General features: G+C 70.8%; 10 protein-coding genes. 7 read left to right on the top strand and 3 right to left on the bottom strand.

The features are described from left to right. Window positions 1-844 precede the first annotated feature (844 nt). From NBW84_RS10705 to NBW84_RS10695, 3 genes are all read right to left on the bottom strand, one after another. Window positions 845-2,509, bottom strand: coding sequence for a purple acid phosphatase family protein (locus tag NBW84_RS10705; protein WP_250284112.1), 1,665 nt, complete (start codon window positions 2,507-2,509; stop codon window positions 845-847). Between the two features lie 312 nt (window positions 2,510-2,821). Then, window positions 2,822-5,326, bottom strand: a complete 2,505-nt coding sequence (locus tag NBW84_RS10700) for an ATP-dependent Clp protease ATP-binding subunit (protein WP_250284109.1) — start codon at window positions 5,324-5,326, stop codon at window positions 2,822-2,824. A gap of 654 nt (window positions 5,327-5,980) precedes the next feature. Beyond that, window positions 5,981-7,060 (bottom strand): ferric iron reductase, encoded by a 1,080-nt coding sequence (locus NBW84_RS10695; protein ID WP_250284107.1) that lies wholly within the window; start codon window positions 7,058-7,060, stop codon window positions 5,981-5,983. Window positions 7,061-7,464: 404 nt separating this feature from the next. Between NBW84_RS10695 and NBW84_RS10690 the strand changes: the two genes are divergently transcribed. From NBW84_RS10690 to NBW84_RS10660, 7 genes are all read left to right on the top strand, one after another. After that, entirely contained in the window at window positions 7,465-9,537 is a 2,073-nt protein-coding gene (locus NBW84_RS10690; protein ID WP_250284105.1) for a pyridoxal-dependent decarboxylase, read from the top strand. 130 nt (window positions 9,538-9,667) lie between these two features. Further along, the gene (eutB, locus tag NBW84_RS10685; RefSeq protein WP_250284104.1) at window positions 9,668-11,155 is read left to right on the top strand and encodes an ethanolamine ammonia-lyase subunit EutB; all 1,488 of its coding nucleotides are present in this window, start codon (window positions 9,668-9,670) and stop codon (window positions 11,153-11,155) included. A 1,024-nt stretch (window positions 11,156-12,179) separates the two neighbouring features. After that, window positions 12,180-13,472 (top strand): glycosyltransferase, encoded by a 1,293-nt coding sequence (locus NBW84_RS10680; RefSeq protein ID WP_250284102.1) that lies wholly within the window; start codon window positions 12,180-12,182, stop codon window positions 13,470-13,472. After that, the gene (locus NBW84_RS10675) at window positions 13,469-15,439 is read left to right on the top strand and encodes a galactose oxidase-like domain-containing protein (protein WP_250284100.1); all 1,971 of its coding nucleotides are present in this window, start codon (window positions 13,469-13,471) and stop codon (window positions 15,437-15,439) included. The genes NBW84_RS10680 and NBW84_RS10675 overlap by 4 nt, the downstream gene beginning before the upstream one ends. After that, the gene (locus tag NBW84_RS10670; protein WP_250284099.1) at window positions 15,436-15,864 is read left to right on the top strand and encodes a hypothetical protein; all 429 of its coding nucleotides are present in this window, start codon (window positions 15,436-15,438) and stop codon (window positions 15,862-15,864) included. The genes NBW84_RS10675 and NBW84_RS10670 overlap by 4 nt, the downstream gene beginning before the upstream one ends. A 277-nt stretch (window positions 15,865-16,141) precedes the next feature. Further along, on the top strand, window positions 16,142-16,798 hold the full coding sequence (locus tag NBW84_RS10665; protein WP_250284097.1) for an SCO family protein: 657 nt from the start codon (window positions 16,142-16,144) through the stop codon (window positions 16,796-16,798). 207 nt (window positions 16,799-17,005) lie between these two features. Continuing rightward, the coding region (locus tag NBW84_RS10660; protein ID WP_250284095.1) for a glycosyltransferase at window positions 17,006-18,644 on the top strand (1,639 nt) is incomplete at its 3' end.

Genomic DNA, 18,644 nt, shown 5'->3' with positions numbered 1-18,644 from the left:
GGCCGGGCGCGAGGCCGGCGGTGACGGCGGCGGCCGCCGCGTGTCGAGGCCGCCGGGACGCCCGCTCCCGGCCCGCGCACGACCGCCCGGGTACACCGCTGGGCTCTCTCAACGCCCGGCCTCCTCAAGCGTCGATGCGGGGAAGCGTCTTCCTTCATCCACCCGGACAGCCCGGTGGGTGACAATGACTGGCCCGCCGGGAGCCCGCACATCGGTATTTCGTCCGGACGGAATCACCGGATGGTTGTCGCGCGTGCAGCGTACGACAGGGCCCGTGACGGAACAAGTACTGCGGATTGCGTCGGCCTCTCGCTATCCTCCGGCCGCGCAATAAAGCCAACGGTCGATTGGGCGTTGATGCTGTTGAGGTTTGTGGTTGTTGTTTTTCGGTGGCCGCCCGGCAGCGTCGTGACCTGCGGATCTCGGGCGGGGTACCGTCGTATGACCATCAGGACACCGCCGTATGGCCGAGAGGTGGACGGGCTGGTGGGCCGGCGGCCGGATGCCGGCGACGACGGCTGTCCACGACCATGGATTCGGTCGGATGACTGGTCCGTTGGTGTTACGGAGTGATTTCCGGCGGTAGAGGTTAAAGCGCGCACGGCCGGGACGGCGTACGATCCGTACCCGCTCGGCGCCCGGCCGGCGGCGGTCATGAACACATCACGGGCGCAGGCCGGGAGAAATCTGGCCGGTAATTCCTGGGCACGCCGGGCGAAAGTGTCCGCCAGGCGATCGTGCCATGAATGATTCACCGCGTGGACGCCGCGCGGCGCGAGGGCCGACAGCGTCCAGCCGGACAGGCCACAGCCGGTTCCGGCAGTCCCCGCCGCTTCCTGCCAGTCTACGGTTGCGGTGCACACACCGGCGTGGACGGGTCATCCAGGGGTGTGGGAGGGCTGCCGGCCGTGTCCCCGCGGCCGGTGTCACCGGCTCGGCCGGCGCCGGCCGCACAGGGCCTGACCAGCGTGAACGTGTCGAAGGGCAGGGGGGTGGAGGTCGCGTGGTCGTACACGGTCACCCGGATGCTGGTCAGGCCCGCATCCGCCCCCGGATCGACCTCGAAGCCCGCGAACGCGTACGGATGGTCCGGCGCCCGCAGGGCCAGCCACGGCGCCGGCTCAAGGGCGTGGACCGAGCGGAACCGGGCGGGATCGGACTCCCGCGGTTCCACGCCGATGATCACCCGGCCGGCGGGCGGGTCGAGCAGCTTGCTGGCCGACGGCGACGACGAGCCCCCCGTGCCCAGGACCATGTGGACTGTCCCGTGCGAGGTGTCCACGACCTCGGCGCCAGCGCCGCTGCCAGTCCCTCCGCCAGGTTCCTCGTCGCCGCTGCCATTACTGCTGCCGCTGCCGCCCGCTCGCTGCCGTGCCCCGTCCGCTGGGCCGCCCCCGTCGAGGTGGCTGCCGAGGCTGCCCGTGGCCGGGGCGGGCTGCGGGGTGAGCGTCGCTGATCCTTCGGCCACGCCACGCAGCGGATGCGTCCGCTCGTAGTGGTGCTCGTGCCCGCACAGGACGAGATCGACACCGAACGTGTCGAACAGCGGCAGCCACTGCTCCCGGATACCGAGGTCGGCGCCGTTGTGCTGCGCCGCGCTGGACACGGCCGTCTGGTGCATGCAGACGATGATCCAGTCGATGTCCGGGTCGGCGCGTGCCTGGCGCAGCGTCCGTTCGAGCCAGGCCCGTTGCCGCCCGCCGCTGTAACCGCGGATGTACACCGTGCCGGCGTCCTGATAGCAGACGTCGTCGTTCTGCAGGACGACGAAGCGCACGTTCGCGACGGTGAAGGCGTACCACAGGCCGAGCAGGTCCGTCAGCGGCGCCGTCAGCGGGTCGTCCGTGCCCGTTCCGTCGGGATCCACGGTGCTGCCGGGCAGCAGGAAACGGCTCTGGTAGGCGGCCAGGCCCAGCGGGCCGTTCCCGCGTTCGATCTCGTGGTTGCCGGCGGCGGGCATCCACGGGTGGTGCCGCGCGGAGGAGCCGATCATGTTGAACCAGTCGGACCACGCCCGCGGTGGGTTACGCCGCTGGTTCGCGTACGACAGGTCACCGACGACCAGGGTGAACAGCGAACCGACCCGGTCGACGCCGGTCACGGCGTTCCTGGACGCCGGCGTGCCGAACGGGTCGTAGGACTCCGAGGTGCCGTGATCGCCGAAGCAGGTGAAGGTGAACGGCGCCCGGCCGCGTGGCGCGGTCCGCAGGGTGCCGCCGCTGGTGCGGCTGATCCGGTCGTGGATCACCTCGTAGAGGTAACGGGAGCCCGGCTCCAGCCCGGTGAGCAGGGCATGGTGGTTGATCACCTCTTCGCCGGTGACGGCGTCGGTGTAGACGCGGGTGACGGCGTGCACCTCGTGGTCGAGCCTGCCGGGCGTGCTGCCGAACCGGACCCGGGGGCGGCGCACCATCCGCGGTGTCGTCCATGACACGGCCATCGACGCGGCCGGGTCCGGCCCGAAGGTCAGGTGGAGGTGTTCGACGGGCGTACCCGCACGCAGGGCCAACAGATCTCCTCACTGCCGGCCGTGACCACATGGCCGGACCGTCATGGCCTGCTTGGGGACACTTTCGACCCATTCTGGTCCGTTCCCATGAACTCCAGAACGCGTTGGATGATCCGGGGCGGCCCCGGGCCGTGAAGGGGCGGCGTCGCGGGCGTTCCGCTATCGCTCCGCCATGGCTCCATCATCGCTCCGCGGTGGCTCCGTCATCGCTTCGCCGTGGCGGAGGCCAACCGCTTCGCCACGGCGAAGGGGCGGCCCCGCCGCAGCGGAACCGCCCCTTCGTGGTGGACCTGTCGCCCTGCCCGCTCGCTCCTACTCGCTGGACTTGGCCAGATCGATCGGAGGGGCGTCGGGGACCTGGGTGGGCTTCGGTTCGCCGCGGAAGACGAACTTCGCCGCCTCGCCCTCGCCCTCGACGTCGCCGACCACGATCTCGCCGGGCTTGAGCGTCCCGTACAGGATCTTCTCGGACAGGACGTCCTCGATCTCCCGCTGGATCGTCCGGCGCAGCGGCCGGGCGCCGAGCACCGGGTCGTAGCCCTTCTTGGCCAGCAGCGCCTTCGCCGCCGGGGTGAGCTCGAGCGCCATGTCCTTGTTCTTCAACTGGACGTCCACTCGGGCCAGCATGAGGTCGACGATCTGGATGATCTCGGCCTCGGACAGCTGGTGGAAGACGATGATGTCGTCGATCCGGTTGAGGAACTCGGGCCGGAAGTGCTGCTTGAGCTCGTCCTGGACCTTCGCCTTCATCCGCTCGTAGTCGATGGCGCCCGCGCCGGTCGCGAACCCGATGCCCGGGCCCTTGGAGATGTCCCGGGTGCCCAGGTTCGAGGTCATGATCAGGACGGTGTTCTTGAAGTCGACCAGCCGGCCCTGCGAGTCGGTCAGCCGGCCGTCCTCCAGGATCTGCAGGAGGGTGTTGAACACGTCCGGGTGCGCCTTCTCGACCTCGTCGAACAGCACGACCGAGAACGGCTTGCGCCGGACCCGCTCGGTGAGCTGGCCGCCCTCCTCGTAGCCGACGTAGCCGGGCGGGGAGCCCACCAGCCGGGAGACGGTGTGCTTCTCCATGTACTCGGACATGTCGAGCTGGATCAGCGCGTCCTCGTCGCCGAAGAGGAACTCCGCCAGCGTCTTGGACAGCTCGGTCTTACCGACACCGGACGGGCCGGCGAAGATGAACGAACCGCCGGGACGCTTCGGGTCCTTCAGGCCCGCCCGGGTACGCCGGATCGCCTGGGAGACAGCCTTGATCGCCTGCTGCTGGCCGATGACACGGCGGTGCAGCTCGTCCTCCATGCGCAGGAGGCGGGCGGTCTCCTCCTCGGTGAGCTTGAACACCGGGATGCCCGTCCAGATCGCCAGGACCTCGGCGATCTCCTCGTCCCCGACCTCGGCGACGACGTCCATGTCGCCGGCCTTCCACTCCTTCTCCCGCTTGGCCTTCTCCGCCAGCAGGGTCTTCTCCCGGTCGCGCAGGGACGCGGCCTTCTCGAAGTCCTGCGCGTCGATCGCGGACTCCTTGTCCCGGCGGACGTTTGCGATGCGCTCGTCGAACTCGCGCAGGTCCGGCGGAGCGGTCATCCGGCGGATGCGCATCCGCGAGCCGGCCTCGTCGATGAGGTCGATCGCCTTGTCCGGCAGGAACCGGTCGGAGATGTAGCGGTCGGCCAGGGACGCTGCCGCGACCAGTGCGGCGTCGGTGATCGACACGCGGTGGTGCGCCTCGTAGCGGTCCCGCAGGCCCTTGAGGATCTCGATGGTGTGCGCCACCGACGGCTCCGCGACCTGGATCGGCTGGAACCGCCGCTCGAGCGCGGCGTCCTTCTCCAGGTGCTTGCGGTACTCGTCGAGGGTGGTGGCACCGATCGTCTGCAGCTCGCCGCGGGCCAGCATCGGCTTGAGGATGGACGCGGCGTCGATCGCGCCCTCGGCGGCACCCGCGCCGACGAGCGTGTGCAGCTCGTCGATGAACAGGATGATGTCGCCGCGGGTGCGGATCTCCTTGAGGACCTTCTTCAGCCGCTCCTCGAAGTCACCGCGGTAGCGGGACCCGGCGACCAGCGCGCCGAGGTCGAGCGTGTACAGCTGCTTGTCCTTGAGCGTCTCGGGCACCTCGCCCTTGACGATCGCCTGGGCCAGCCCCTCGACCACGGCGGTCTTGCCGACGCCGGGCTCCCCGATCAGGACCGGGTTGTTCTTGGTCCGGCGCGACAGCACCTGCATGACGCGCTCGATCTCCTTCTCGCGCCCGATCACCGGGTCGAGCTTGGACTCGCGCGCGGCCGCGGTGAGGTTGCGGCCGAACTGGTCGAGCACGAGCGAGGTGGACGGAGTGCCCTCCGACGGGGCGCCCGCCGTCGCCGGGTCGCCCTTGCCCTGGTAGCCGGACAGCAGCTGGATGACCTGCTGGCGGACCCGGTTGAGGTCGGCGCCGAGCTTGACCAGCACCTGGGCGGCGACGCCTTCGCCCTCACGGATCAGCCCGAGCAGGATGTGTTCGGTGCCGATGTAGTTGTGGCCGAGCTGGAGGGCCTCCCGCAGGGACAGCTCCAGCACCTTCTTGGCGCGCGGAGTAAACGGGATGTGCCCGCTCGGGGCCTGCTGCCCCTGCCCGATGATCTCCTCGACCTGTGACCGGACACCCTCGAGGGAGATGCCCAGGGACTCCAGCGCCTTGGCGGCCACACCCTCGCCCTCGTGGATCAGCCCGAGCAGGATGTGTTCGGTCCCGATGTAGTTGTGGTTGAGCATCCTGGCTTCTTCCTGTGCCAGGACGACGACCCGACGTGCCCGGTCGGTGAATCTCTCGAACATGTGCGCTCCTTCGAGCGGTGCGACCGACCACACGGCAGCCGGTATCCGCATGCTAGCTCCGCCGAGGCATGACCTCACGCATCGAACGGAAACCTACCCGCCGGCCCCGCCCTCTTCGTCGTGGACGGCGGACCGATCTGGGCGACCGGTCCACCAGCGAAGACGCCTGAAACAACGGTGGCGGACCAGGGGGGATTCCGTCCTGCTGTTCCGCCGAGAGCAGAACGAAATCTCGCGGTCACCGGGGGAGGCCTCCACCCGGCAGGGGTGAGTGGGCAGTCCCCGGCCAGCGTCGGCCAGCGTCAGCGGGTGGCGGCGGGTGGCGGGCGGCGGCGGGTGGCCAGGAGGCGCTCCGCCCCACCGTCCTGGTCACCGGCTCGGAGCGGCCGCGAAAAGCAGCCGCTATAGCGCTCCGGCGTCCAGCTGCCGCGCAGGGAATGGAATATTACTCAGGGTAATCATAGAATCGGTAAGCTATATCATGTGATGCGTGTCGCGCAGTCACTGTCTTCCGACGGAATGGCAAGGGTGCGCTGGGTGCGCTGGGTGTGCCGGGCGGTCAAAGGCCGAATGATCATGCTGTCGCCGTGACCGGCGGGGCCTTTCGGTCACTATATAGTTACCCGTGGCATCAAACTGTGGGCCCGCCGGCGTTTATCCGACTGCCAGTCCGCCATCGCCCTGCGTGTCTATCCACTCGCGCAGGCGCGCCTCGCGTTCCGAATCGGGTGTGAACGGGCACGTGGTGCAGTACTGCGAGCTCATCCGGTGGGCGAGGCAGCACGAACCCCGACGCATCGCCGTCTGCCGGCGTCCGCGGTGGACGAACTCGAACCACGCGGGGCGGGCCCGCATCGGCGGGCTGGCGAGGGCGAAGAAGGCGTCGGCCTCCACCCGCCCGACGTCCGGATCCCGGGTCACCCGTTCGGTCAGCAGGAACGTCCGGCCGCACTGCGCGGCCACCATGCCCCACAACGCGGACGGGCCCAGGCGCGCCCGCGCCCGCAGGGCCAGGACCAGCGGCTCGAAGTGCCCGACCAGGGCGGCCGCCAGCCGTTGCCGCAGGGCGTCCCGGTCGCCGGCCACGTCGATTGCCGCACCGATTGCCGGGCGGGCCGGCGGGCCGGTTGTCGGGCTGGTTGTCGGGCCGTTCGCCCCGCTCACCCCGCTCGCCCCGACGGCCCGCCGGCCGGCCAGCGGGCCGGGCCGGTGATCGCCCGTCGCCGGCAGGGCGGCCGCGGGCAGGGCCGGGTCGTCCGCGAGCACGGTCACACGGCCGGAATGAAAAGCCGTGACGTCGAACCACCCGCCGGGCGCGGCGTGCAGGGACATGCCAGCCGCGCACACGTCCGGCACCCGGCTGTGCAGCATGTACGCGGCGATGGCGAACCCGGCCACGCCACCGGCGTAGGCGCTGAGGAAATGGGTGGCCGCGACCTCCCGGCTGTACCCGTACACGTCGGACATCGCCCGCAGTTCCCGGTCGAGCGCGCCGTCGGCCAGCAGGTCGGCGCAGCACAGCCACCCGGTGGCGTCACGGCCCGGACGGCCGATGCGTCCCGACTGCCCGTCGAGCACCCTGGCGGCGGCTTCCAGCGTTTCCGCCAGCGGCGGACGGGCCTGTGCCGGCACGGTCCACGACGGCTGGCGCCCCGGTATCCGCCACAGGTGCTCCTCGGCCAGCGGCCACGGGTACTTCTCGGCCGGCGGAGCGTGCCGGTGGCAGGTCCTCACCGGGAGTGTCCGGTGAGCGTCGGCGTGCTGGGTGCGCCGTGCCGGTACGGCAGGCCCGGGATGCCGGGCTTTATAATGATCATAATGTGGGCGGGTGGAACCGGTTCCGGCGACGGGTGGGCGGTGGGCGGGTGCGGGGTGGATGCCACGGCTTCCCGACCGGGCCGGCCGGCCGGCGCCGCACAGGCCCGCCGATGGTTGCCGGGAACATCGCCAGGGACCAGGCCAGGGACCAGGCCGGCGACACGGCCGTTCATGGGGTGGCCGCTGGTGCTGGCACGGCCGGGGATCGCGTCGGGGACGGGGAGCGCGGTGGGTTTCGCCGGTCCGTCGTTGGAATGGCGCATGTTCTTAAGTAAGCCTAAGTTCATGCTGGACGTCAACTCGCCAGTCACAACAGTGGGATGTGTCGCTCCGGCGCAGTTGCGCCACGGCCACGGCCACGGGCTCGGGCTCGGGCTCGCGGAGCGCGCGCGGCGCACTGGGGCCGGTCACCCGGCCGGGACGGTCGGGACGGCACCGTGACCATCCCGCCCGGGGACGGCCGTTCGTCCGCCGCGCCTGCTGACGCCGGACACGCCACCCCGGCCGATGGCGCGTTGGGCCGCGCTGTGCCGGCTGGTGGCGCGTTGGGCCGCGCTGTGCCGGCCGGCGCCGACCAGGCGGATGCCTGGTTGGCCGATGCCGGGCTGGCAGGTGGGGCCGGTGGAGTCGACCGGCTGCGGTCGCTGGTGGCCATCGCGCTGGACGGGCTCGCGGCCGGGACGACGGCTCGCGGCGGCCCTCTGCCGCCCGGCGGGCCGGCGGATGTGACCGGCTGGGTCCACGACGCGCTGACGGGCCGAGCCGGCCCCGGTCATGCTTCGGGCGCACCCGGGGCCCGGGCGCGTCCCGTCCCGTCCCGCTGGACGCTTCCCGCCGAGGGGATCGGCGCGTCCGCCGCCCTGTCCGGGCTCGCCCGCATGCTCGCGCGGGGGGCGGTCGATCCGGCCGATCCGGCCTGCGCGGCCCACCTGCACTGCCCGCCGCTCGCCGTCGCCGTCGCCGCCGACCTGGTGGTCTCGGCGCTGAACCCGTCCCTGGACTCGTGGGACCAGGCGCCCGCGGCCACCGCGCTGGAGACCGAGGTCGTCGCCACGCTCGCCGGGCTGGTCGGGTTCGATCCCGCCGTGGCCACCGGCGCGATCACCACCGGCGGCACGGCGTCCAACCTCACCGCGCTGATGCTGGCCCGCGACACCCTCCGCGCCTCGGGCCCGGCTCCATCAGCCCCGGCTCCATCAGCCCCGGCTCCATCAGGCTCTGCTCCGCCGGGCACGGCCTCATCTCCGCCGGGCACGGCCCCATCGGGCCCTCTTCCGCCGGCCCCGGCTCCCTCGGGCCCGGTTCCGCCGGGCGCGTCCGTGGGGGGCACCGGCGCGCTGGGGCAGCCGGCCGTGCGGGTGTTCTGCTCGTCCGCGGCACACTTCTCGATCGGACGGGCCGCCGCGGTGCTCGGCCTGGAGCCGGACGCGGTGGTACCGGTCGTGACCGACGGTGCGCACCGGCTCGACCCGTCCGCCCTGGACACCGCGGTCTCGCGTGCCCGGCACGACGCCGGCCGCGTCGGCCGGCGGCTCGCCCCGGTGGTCGTCGCGACCGCCGGCACGACCGACGTGGGCGCGATCGACCCGCTGCGGGCGGTGGCCGAGGTGGCCCGCGCGCACGGCGCCTGGCTGCACGTGGACGCGGCCTACGGCGGCGGGGCGCTGCTGTCGGACCGGCTCGCCCCGCTGCTCGACGGGATCGCCGAGGCGGACTCGGTCGCCCTCGACCTGCACAAACTGGGCTGGCAGCCGATAGCGGCCGGGGTCCTGCTCACCCGGGACGCGAGCGGCTGGGCGGCGCTGGCGGACGAGGTCGCCTACCTCAACGCGGCCGACGACACGCTGGCCGGCTATCCGAGCCTGCTCGGGCGCTCGCTGCGCACCAGCCGGCGCGCCGACGCCTTCAAGATCGCCGTGACGCTCCAGGCGCTGGGACGCCACGGGCTCGGCCGGCTGGTGGACGCCTGCCATGACCTGGCCCGCCACGCCGCCGCGCGGATCAGCGCCCATCCGCGCCTGGAGCTGGCCGCGCCGGTGACCCTCAGCACGGTCGTCTTCCGCTATCTGCCAGCCGCCGCCGCCCGCCGTCCGCCAGCCGCCACCGACCGTCCGCCAGCCGCCGCCGCCGATGGCTATCTGCCAGTAGCTGCCACCGGTGGCGGCCCCGCCGCCGGCCCCGCCGCCGGTAGCGTCGACGTCGACGGGATCAACGCCCGGTTGCGGCGACGGCTGCTGGACTCCGGCCGGGCCGTCGTGGGACGCACAGAGCTCGGGCCGGACCGCTCGGTCCACCTCAAGCTGACCCTGCTGAACCCGGCTGCCACGGCGAGTGACGTCGATGCTCTGCTGAGTGCCGTGATCGAGGCCGGTGACGCCGAAGATCGGGGCTGATGTCACGGGCCGTCAGCGCTTCGGCGTATGGCTGTCGTCGTCGGCCGTCAGCGGCCGTGCGATGCTCCCGGAGCCGGGAGTGGTGGCCGCAACCCGGGGCCGGCATAAACCGGCATAGAGAGGATGGGCCGTGGGTTTCCATTCGGTCGTGCATGGTGAGCGGTACGTGTTCGCGGATCTGGCGGAACTGTTCGCCAAGGCGGGTGAGGAGAAGGCCGGCGACCGGATGGCGGGCCTCGCGGCGTACTCGCCGGCCGAACGGCTGGCGGCCAGGCAGGCGCTCGCCGACGTCCGGCTGTCGGAGATCGTCGCGACACCGCTGATCGACGACGCCGTCACCGACCTGATCGTCGGTGTCCACGACGCGGAGTGCTTCGGCGCACTGTCCTGCCTGACCGTCGGGGAGTTCCGCGATCTGGTGCTGCGGCCGGACTTTCCCGTGCGGTGGCATTCCGGCCTGGCCGGCGGGATAACGCCAGAGGTGGCCGCGGCGGTCACCAAAATCATGAGTGACCGGGAGCTGGTCATCGCCGCGAAACCGCTGCGGACGGTCACCCGCTGCCGGAACACCATGGGTGAGACAGGCGTGTTCGGAGTACACGTCCGCCTGAACCATCCGCTGGACGACCTTGAGGGCATCCTGCTGCCGGCACTGGACGGCCTGATGTCCGGCCGCGGCGACGCCGTGCTCGAGGTGGACACGTCCATGGAGTCGGCCGCCCGGCTGGAGCGGGCCCTGCGTGGGCTCGGCTCGCTCGTCAGGCAGCTCGAGGTGCCGACCCAGACCTGCGTTCTCGGGCGGCTCGTCACCCAGCTCGCCGCGATGGAGGCGGGCGCGCCCCTCGACCTGCTGTTCAGCCGGCTCGGGGGGACGGAAAGCGCGAACCGGGCCTTCGGGGTGGAGCTGGACCTGCTGGAGGCCGGCCGGCGGGCCGTTCTCGAACATCATCGGGACCGGGCCGGTGACTTCGTCGGCGACCAGGTGATGTACTTCGCGGTCGGGCAGGGCAGCGCGTTCCCGGTGGAGGCGCATCACGGCCTGGACCAGCTCACGATTTCCGCGCGGGCGTACGGGGTCGCCCGTGCCTTCGATCCTTTTCTGGTGAACTCCGTGGTCGGGTTCGGTGGTGTGGACCATCTGTCCGATCCTCGACAGGTCATCCGGGCCGGGCTGGAGGATCATTTCGTCGGCAAGCTGCTGGGCCTGCCGATGGGCTGCGACGTCTTCTGCGCCGGCCGGGCCGACGACGGCCGGAACACCGGTGACGATCTGCTGATGCTGCTGGCCGCCGCCGGCTGCAACCATGCGGCGGGCGTGCCTCCCGGCCGTCCCGTGCCCAGGCAGGCGACCGGGTCCGGCCAGGCGGCCGGCCGGGGGACGACAGGCGTCGACGACGCGATCGGGGTACGGGACCTCTTCGGGCTGCGCCCGGCTCCGGAGTTCGCCGCCTGGCTGGCCGACCGTGGCCTGTCCAGCGGGCAGGGCCTGCCCGAGCCGGCCGGCTCGCCGCGCCGCGCCGGCCGGCTCGGCGCGCCGCCGGAGCGCTGGCTCGTCGATCCGGTCAAGCCGATGGCGGCGTTCCTCGAGGACGGCCTGGACTGGGCAAGACTGTCGTAAATCCGTCCTGCCGCCGTGCGTGCCGCCACATGTCACCGCATGCCGCCGTGCATGTCGTTGTGCATGCCGCCGTGCATGTCGTGGTGCATTCGTGGTGCGTGGTGCCCGTCTTCCCACGGGTGTTCCGGAGTGGCCTGCCCGGTAGACGTCCGGAACGGGCATGGCGAACGTCTGTGCGGAGCCCGATGGCGCCTGTTGTGGCACGGTTCATAGCTTGTAATCGGTGCGTGATTACGGAAACAAGACTGATTACTGTTGGTAGTTTCCGCACGTCGAGCAATAACCGAGAGTAGTTTCGCTGGTTTTTACAGCACGTTCGCCGCTGCTGGATGCCGTCCGGCACGCACGTGTCACACCGATGGCCGTCCAGGTCTCGATCGTCTCCTGATACGTTCGCTGCACACCGATCACGATTTGCGTCACCGGAGTGGATCCGGGGGGTTGTATTCCTAGTTCGTTTCGCCGTCGTCGTGCCGTGACCGGACCAACGGGCTGAAGTTCCGCGGGCCTGGCCCACCGTGTTCCGGGCCACGGTGGTCGGCATGCTTTTCACGTGGGCCGGGCCCGCGTAACCAGTTTTCTTCCGTACCGGCGCGCACGGCGGATTCTCCCGGCCGGCGGAAGGCCCGGACCCGGAAGAGCAATAACAACACACGTCATTTTCGGTTCTCCGTCGCTCCGGGTGTCCCGGGCTTTGCCGAGCCGCCTGGACCGCCCGGAGCCGCCGAGCCGCCCGGACCAGCCGGACCGGCCTTTCCGGAGACCCGGGTGGGACCCCGGGCGCGAAAAAGAGCACGATCGCACGTTCCTCGGCCGCCCGGGCTCCGGTCGGCCGCCGAGCGGGCGGAAAAGTACGACCGCGCACTCCGCGGCCGACCGGACGGCATACGCCGGGAAACGGCATATGCCGGGAAGCGGCCGCGCCAACATTTCATACGCCGTACCGGGAAACCGGTCGCGGCAACTCGTGTACGCGGTGGCCGGCCGCGGTGGCCGGCCACCGCGAACCAGGGGAGATCAGCGGATGAGTGTGCCTGACGAGCGTGTCTTCGATGCCCACCTGGCAGACCTGGCAGACCTGGTGCCACGGCCGCGAGCTTCCTCGGCGGTGCTTTCGGCCACGCCCACCACATCCTTTCCCGGTTACCGGCCGGACGAACGGGTGGTCGTCTCGGTCGTGGTGCCCACCAGGAACGAGGCGGCGAACGTCGAGCCGCTGCTGCGCCGCCTCGACGCCGCGCTGGCCGGGCTGCCCAGCGAGGTCATCTTCGTGGACGACTCGGACGACAACACGCCTGAGATCGCCATGGGGCTGCGTCGTTCCGTCCGGATGCGGGTCCGGGTCCATCACCGGCCCGCGCCCCACCGGGCGGGTGGCCTCGGGGGAGCCGTCACCGAGGGCATCCGGTTGTGCCATGCCGACTACGCCGTCGTTCTCGACGGCGACCTCCAGCATCCGCCCGAGGTCGTTCCCGAGCTGCTTGCCGCGGCTGTCAGCGGCGATGTCGACGTGGTCATCGGCAGCCGGTACGTCAACGGGGGAAGTGCCTCGGGGCTTGCCAACGGAGCGCGCCGGCTGGTGTCCTCCGGCGCGAACCTGCTGTCCCGGCTCGTCTTCCCGCTGCGGCTGCGTGGTGTCTCGGACGTGATGAGCGGTTTCTTCCTCGTCCGGGTCGCCGCGCTGGACCTCGACCGGCTCCGCCCGGACGGCTACAAGATCCTGCTCGAGCTGCTGGTGCGCACCGGCCGGCTGCGTGTCGTCGAGGTCGGCTACGTCTTCGGTGAACGGCACGCCGGCGAGTCGAACGCGTCGGTGTCGGAGGGTGTCCGGTTCGCCCGGCGGCTGTTCTCGCTGCGGGTGCCGAGGGCGGCGAGATTCGCTCTCGTAGGCGCCTCCGGAACCCTGCCGAACATTGCCGGGACCGCCCTTCTGCACCACGCCGGAATGCATTACATGGCGGCCGCCGTGCTCGCCACGCAGCTTGCCATCCTCTGGAATTTCATCGGCTGCGACCTGCTGGTCTGGGAAGGCGGGAACCGGTCCAGGGCCCGTCGGTACGTGCCTTTCGCGGTGCTGAACAACCTGGACCTCGTCATCCGGCTGCCACTGCTCGGGCTGTTCGTCGACCGGTGGCACACAAGCGTTCCGGCAGCCACGTTCGCGACACTGGCGGTCGCTGTCTCCGTTCGTTACGTGCTGGTCGACAGGATCATCTACAGCGAGCGCCAGCGGCCGGCCCGCAGGCATTCCCGAGATGGCCGCCACGCGGCCGCCGGCGCGACGGGAACTGGCGCGATGGGGGAGGCCGAGGCGTGACCGGGCCCGGAAAACGGCGGCGGACCGGCCGGCGTCGCGTGCTCGCCGCGCTGCTCGCCACGGCCGCCGTCCAACTGGTCGCCGTCGTCGTCATAGCCCCGGAACCGGCGAAGGCCGTCACCTGCGCGCCCGAGGAATGGGCCGGCGACTATTTCGCCAACCCGGCGCTGACGGGGCCGCCGGCCGACTCACGGTGCGACGGCACCATCAGGTTCGACTGGGGGGAGACCGGTCCGGGGACCGGTGGCATCGGCGGTACGGGATATTCCGTCCGGTGGACCAGAAACGCGCTGTTCGCGGCCGGGAACTATACGTTCACGGCCACGGCCGACGACGGAATCCGGGTCTATCTCGACGACGCCCCCGTCATCGACGAATGGCGGGACCAGGGGGCGAGCACCTTCACAGCGACCAGGCCCGTCGCCGCCGGAACGCACAAGGTGACCGTCGAGTACTACCAGGGTGTCGGCGGCGGGCTGGTGCGTGCCGGCTACAGCGGGGGCGGAGATCCCGGGCCGGTACCTCCGCCGCCACCGGGTGGCTGCACGGGTGGCTGCCAGGGCTCCTGGCAGGTCCTGCCCTACCAGTCGCCGGTGCGCTCGGTGCACGCCACCGTGCTGCGCACCGGGAACGTGCTGCTCGTCGCCGGCTCCGGCAACGACGGGGCCGCGGCGACGAACAACCAGTTCGTCTCGAAGGTGTGGAACCCGACGACCGGTGAGTTCGTCGACGTGCCCACCCAGGAGGACATTTTCTGCGCCGGGCACACCCAGCTCCCCGACGGACGGATTCTGCTCGCGGGCGGGACCCTGGAGTACCCGACGCCGACCAGTAACTACAAGGGCCTGGCCATCAGCTACATCTTCGACCCGATGACGAACACCTATACGAAGATCGACGACATGCCGGGCGGCGGGCACTGGTACCCGTCCCTGGTGAACCTCGGCGACGGTTCGGTGTTCGCGACCGGCGGGCTCAACGAGAACGGCTCCGGAAACGTCGCCGTCGAGATGTTCGACTCCCGGAAGGGCCAGTGGAAGCCCTTCAACGAGGTACCGCAGACATACTTCTACTGGGGCCTCTACCCGAACATGGTGCTGATGGCGGACGGCCGGCTCTTCTACGCCGGGACGCACACCTTCGGCAACGCGCTGCCGAACACCTCGGGATCGGAGATCTACGACATCGCCACCGGGACGATCACAGATGTCCCGGGCCTGCGGGACATCGACTTCCGGGACCAGGGCGCGACGGTGCTGCTGCCGCCGGCCCAGGCCCAGAAGGTGGCCGACTTCGGCGGCGGGAACACCTACAGCGACCTCGGCCCGACCAGTCACACGGACGTCATCGACCTGCGCCAGCAGGACCCGCAGTGGACGGCCGGGCCGGACCTGCCGGCGGCCAAGATGTATGTCAGCGCCGTCATCCTGCCCGACGGAAAGGTGTTCGAGACCGGCGGGGCGAAACACAACTATTCCGAGTACGCCGTGCACGAGGCGTCGATGTACGATCCGGTCACCAACACGCTCACGCCGATGCCGGCCGACCCGCTGGCACGGATGTACCACTCGGAGTCCTTCCTCCTGCCGGACGGCCGGGTGGCGTCGATCGGGAACAACCCGGCGACCGGGGCATTCGACCTGGGTATCTCGGTCTACTCCCCCTGGTACATGTCGAGGCCGCGGCCGGCCATCACCGCCGCCGCCGAGCAGTTCGACCTCGGGTCGACGCAGAACCTGGCCGTGAGCGGGAACATCGGCCGGGTCACGCTGATCCGCCCGGCGTCGGTGACCCACCAGTCGGACCCGAACCAGCGCAGCGTCGACCTGCCGATAACCGGCACCGGGCCGAACATCAGCGTGACGGTCCCGAGTAATCCGAACATCATTCCTGCCGGTTACTACATGATGTTCGCCCAGGATATGAACGGAGTACCATCCGTGGCGAAGTGGGTGCATGTCGGATGACCCGACGGAAAATCCTTCTCAGCGCGGCGACGGTGTTTCTCACGGTGGGCCTGCTCGTCGCCGGCCTGTGGGCGGCCGGTGTTCTCGGCCAGCCGGCCGGTGCCGGCGATGATGCCCGGCCGGTCGCGGCCAAGCACACGCTCGGGGCCGGTAACCGGGATCTCAGCGGCCGGATCCAGCCGCACGGAAACGGCCGGCCGTCACCCGCGACACTGTGGGTGGACGGCTGCGACCACAACTATGTGAACGCCGGCGACAACTCGAACGTCTGCGTCCCGAAGGTCGCCCCCGGTGGTGCTCCGGTCAACTGTGCGTTCCTGCGGAAGTCCGGCTTCGGGCCGTTGAAGGTGACGGGAACGGACACCAAGAACCTGGCCGGCACCGGCGGCACCGCCCCACGCGGCACCACGGTCTGCGCCGACTAGGCCTCGCGAGTCCTCCCCGATTTCCCCGATTCCCTGGATTCCCCGGATTCCCGGCGACCGGCCGGGCCGGCCCGCCGAAATCCCGGGCGCGGAAATCCCGTCGGCCCGCACCTGTTGTCCATGGCCGGAAACGGGCCACGGGCCACGGGTCCGCGGCCCGTGGCACAGCTCTGCTGTCCCGATCCGGTCAGCCGTTCAGAAAGGCCAGGAACATGCCCCCCTGCGATGCACCGGCCGGGCCGACGCCGTGAGGCGGGCCCCGCGCGGATCCGCCGCCGTGGCGCTGCTCTGTCTGGCCGTCTGTCTGGCCGGCAGCGCCGGCTGCGCCACGGGCGAGCCCACGCACCCCGCCGGCAGCCCGCCGGTACGGCCGCCGGCGGCTGTCGCCACGGCCACCGGCGGCTGGCACGGGACCGTCCCGAAGGTCTCCCGCTCCCGGCCGTCGTTCACCCTGCTGGACACCGCCGGGAACGGTTTCGACTTCGCGCGGCGGACCGCCGGCCGGGCCACCCTGCTCTTCTTCGGCTACACGAACTGCCCGGACGTCTGCCCGACGACCATGGCCGACATCGCCGCCGCCAAACGGCTGGCCGGCACCGGTGCCGGGCCGGCGCTCACGGTCGTCTTCGTGACCACGGATCCGGGGCGGGACACCGCCGAGGTGCTCCGCAGGTGGCTCGACCAGTTCGACGCCTCGTTCATCGGGCTCACCGGCTCGCCGGCGCAGATCGACGCCGCGCAGCAGGCCGTGGGCATACCGCTCGCGCGGACGCGGCAGGCGCCCGGCGGCCAGTACGACGTGGCGCACGCGGCCCAGGTCGCCGCGTACGGCGCCGACGACGTCCAACACGTTCTCTATTTCGCCAGTTCCACGGTTGCCGACTACGCGGCCGATCTGCCGAGGCTGGTGACCGCTCCGGGAGAACGCCCGTGAGGAGGCCCGGGAGAACAGCGGGCCGTCATGCCCGGTCCTCGTGCCCGGTCCCGGGCCGTTGCCGCCCGGCCGTTGCCGCCCGGCCGTTGCCGCCCGGTCGATGCCGGCCGTTCGTACCGACCACTCAGGTAGGGATCAGTGAACCTCAACCAGGCGCTTGCCGCGCCACCGTCGCTTCACGCTTTCCTGACGAGGATGCCAGGGCAGTTGCGTCTCATCGTGGCCGGTGGGACGAGCGCTGCCGCACGGGTCGCGCTGATGGCTTTCGCCGGCTGTTTCTTCGGGGCCTGGGGACGGTCCGGCTACGTGTTTTCGGTGGCCGCCGCGACCGGCCTGCTGTGGGGCCTGGACCGCGGCTTCACCTGGCGCGGGCGCGAAGGCAGCCGGCTCAGGCTCGTCATCGCGCGGGTCTCGGCCGAATCGGTCGGCTGGCTGCTGTTCACCGCGCTGACGGAGCTGGCGGCCAGTTCCCCGTCGACGGGGCAGGCCGGCCCACGTAATCTGCTGGCCGCCGCGCTCTGCGCCCTTCTGGTGGTTTCCACGCACCTGCTGGTGTGTTACTGGTTCGTCTTCGGCTCCACTCTGACAACGGCGTCCGTCCGTGTTCTGCACGGTGTCCTGCTGCTGCCCGCGTGGCCGCCGTTCGCGGAAACGGCGCAGGCGCTGTACCGCGGTCGCGGAGACATAGCGGTCGGTATCTGGACGGCGGTGTCGCTGTCGATGCTGCTGATCGCCGGCCTGACGCTGGTGCGGGCACAGTACGGCTGGCAGCTGCCCGACCGGGTCGACCACGTCGACCTGGAGGATCAGGAGTCCCCCCGGTACACCTTCTCGCTGATCGTGCCCGCCCGGCAGGAACCCGTTCTCGGGCGCACGCTGACCCAGCTGCTCGCCGGCGACTATCCGTCGCGTCTGTTCGAGCTTGTCGTCGTCGTGTCGGACGACGACCTCGACCGGGAGACCCGCGAGGTGGCCCAGGAATTCGCCGGCCGGTACCCCAACGTACGAATTGTCACGCCCAGCGGCGCGCAGCGGAGCAAACCGCTCTCCCTCGAGGACGCGCGAAAGCACTGCCACGGCGAGCTGATAGGAATCGTCGACGCGGAGTCCCTGATCGCCCGTGGCCTGCTCGGTTACGTCAACACACTGGCCGTGCACCATCCGGGAACCGGGATCTTTCAGGGCGGCGTCCAGCTGATGAACGTCCGCGGCCCCCGCTGGCGGCGGCCGGAATCCGCCGGGACGCTGCGCGCGCTGGTCGACTGGGCTGACAGCGGGACGTCATGGTGGCGGGCCCGTAACTGCCTGGAATACTACATCTGGTTCATGTCGCGGCTGCGCTACCAGGCGAAGGCGCATTTCATCCCGCTCGGCGGCAACACCGTCTTCGTCCGGCGCGAGGTTCTCGACCGGCTCGGCGGCTGGGACGTCTCCTGCCTGACGGAGGACTGCGACCTCGGTGTGCGTGCCTCGGTGGCCGGCGTCACCACCGCGGTTTTCTACCATCCCGAGCTGACCACCCAGGAGGAGACGCCGGAAAGCCTGCGGAAACTCGTGGTGCAGCGCACCCGCTGGATGATGGGTTTCATCCAGGTCTTCCGGAAGGGCGACTGGCGCCGGCTGCCGGGCTGGCGGCAGCGGGTGCTCGCCGCCGAGCTGCTGTTGATGCCGTTCTTCCAGGCCCTGGCCGGCCTGATCCTGCCGACCTCCATGCTGCTCACGTTCTTCCTGAGCGCCCCGGTGGGTATTGTGATCATATTCTGGCTGCCGCTGCTCGCGATGCTGATGCTGACGCTCACCGAGGAGGCCGCCTTCCGGGAGTTCGCCGACGCATACCGGATCAGGG

Origin of the sequence: Protofrankia sp. CiP1_Cm_nod2, from assembly GCF_920664355.1 — a bacterium.
In the GTDB taxonomy this organism is placed as follows: Bacteria; Actinomycetota; Actinomycetes; order Frankiales; family Frankiaceae; genus Protofrankia.
The sequence above is the reverse complement of the archived record's forward strand: the minus strand, read 5'-3'. Positions and strand labels throughout refer to the sequence as shown.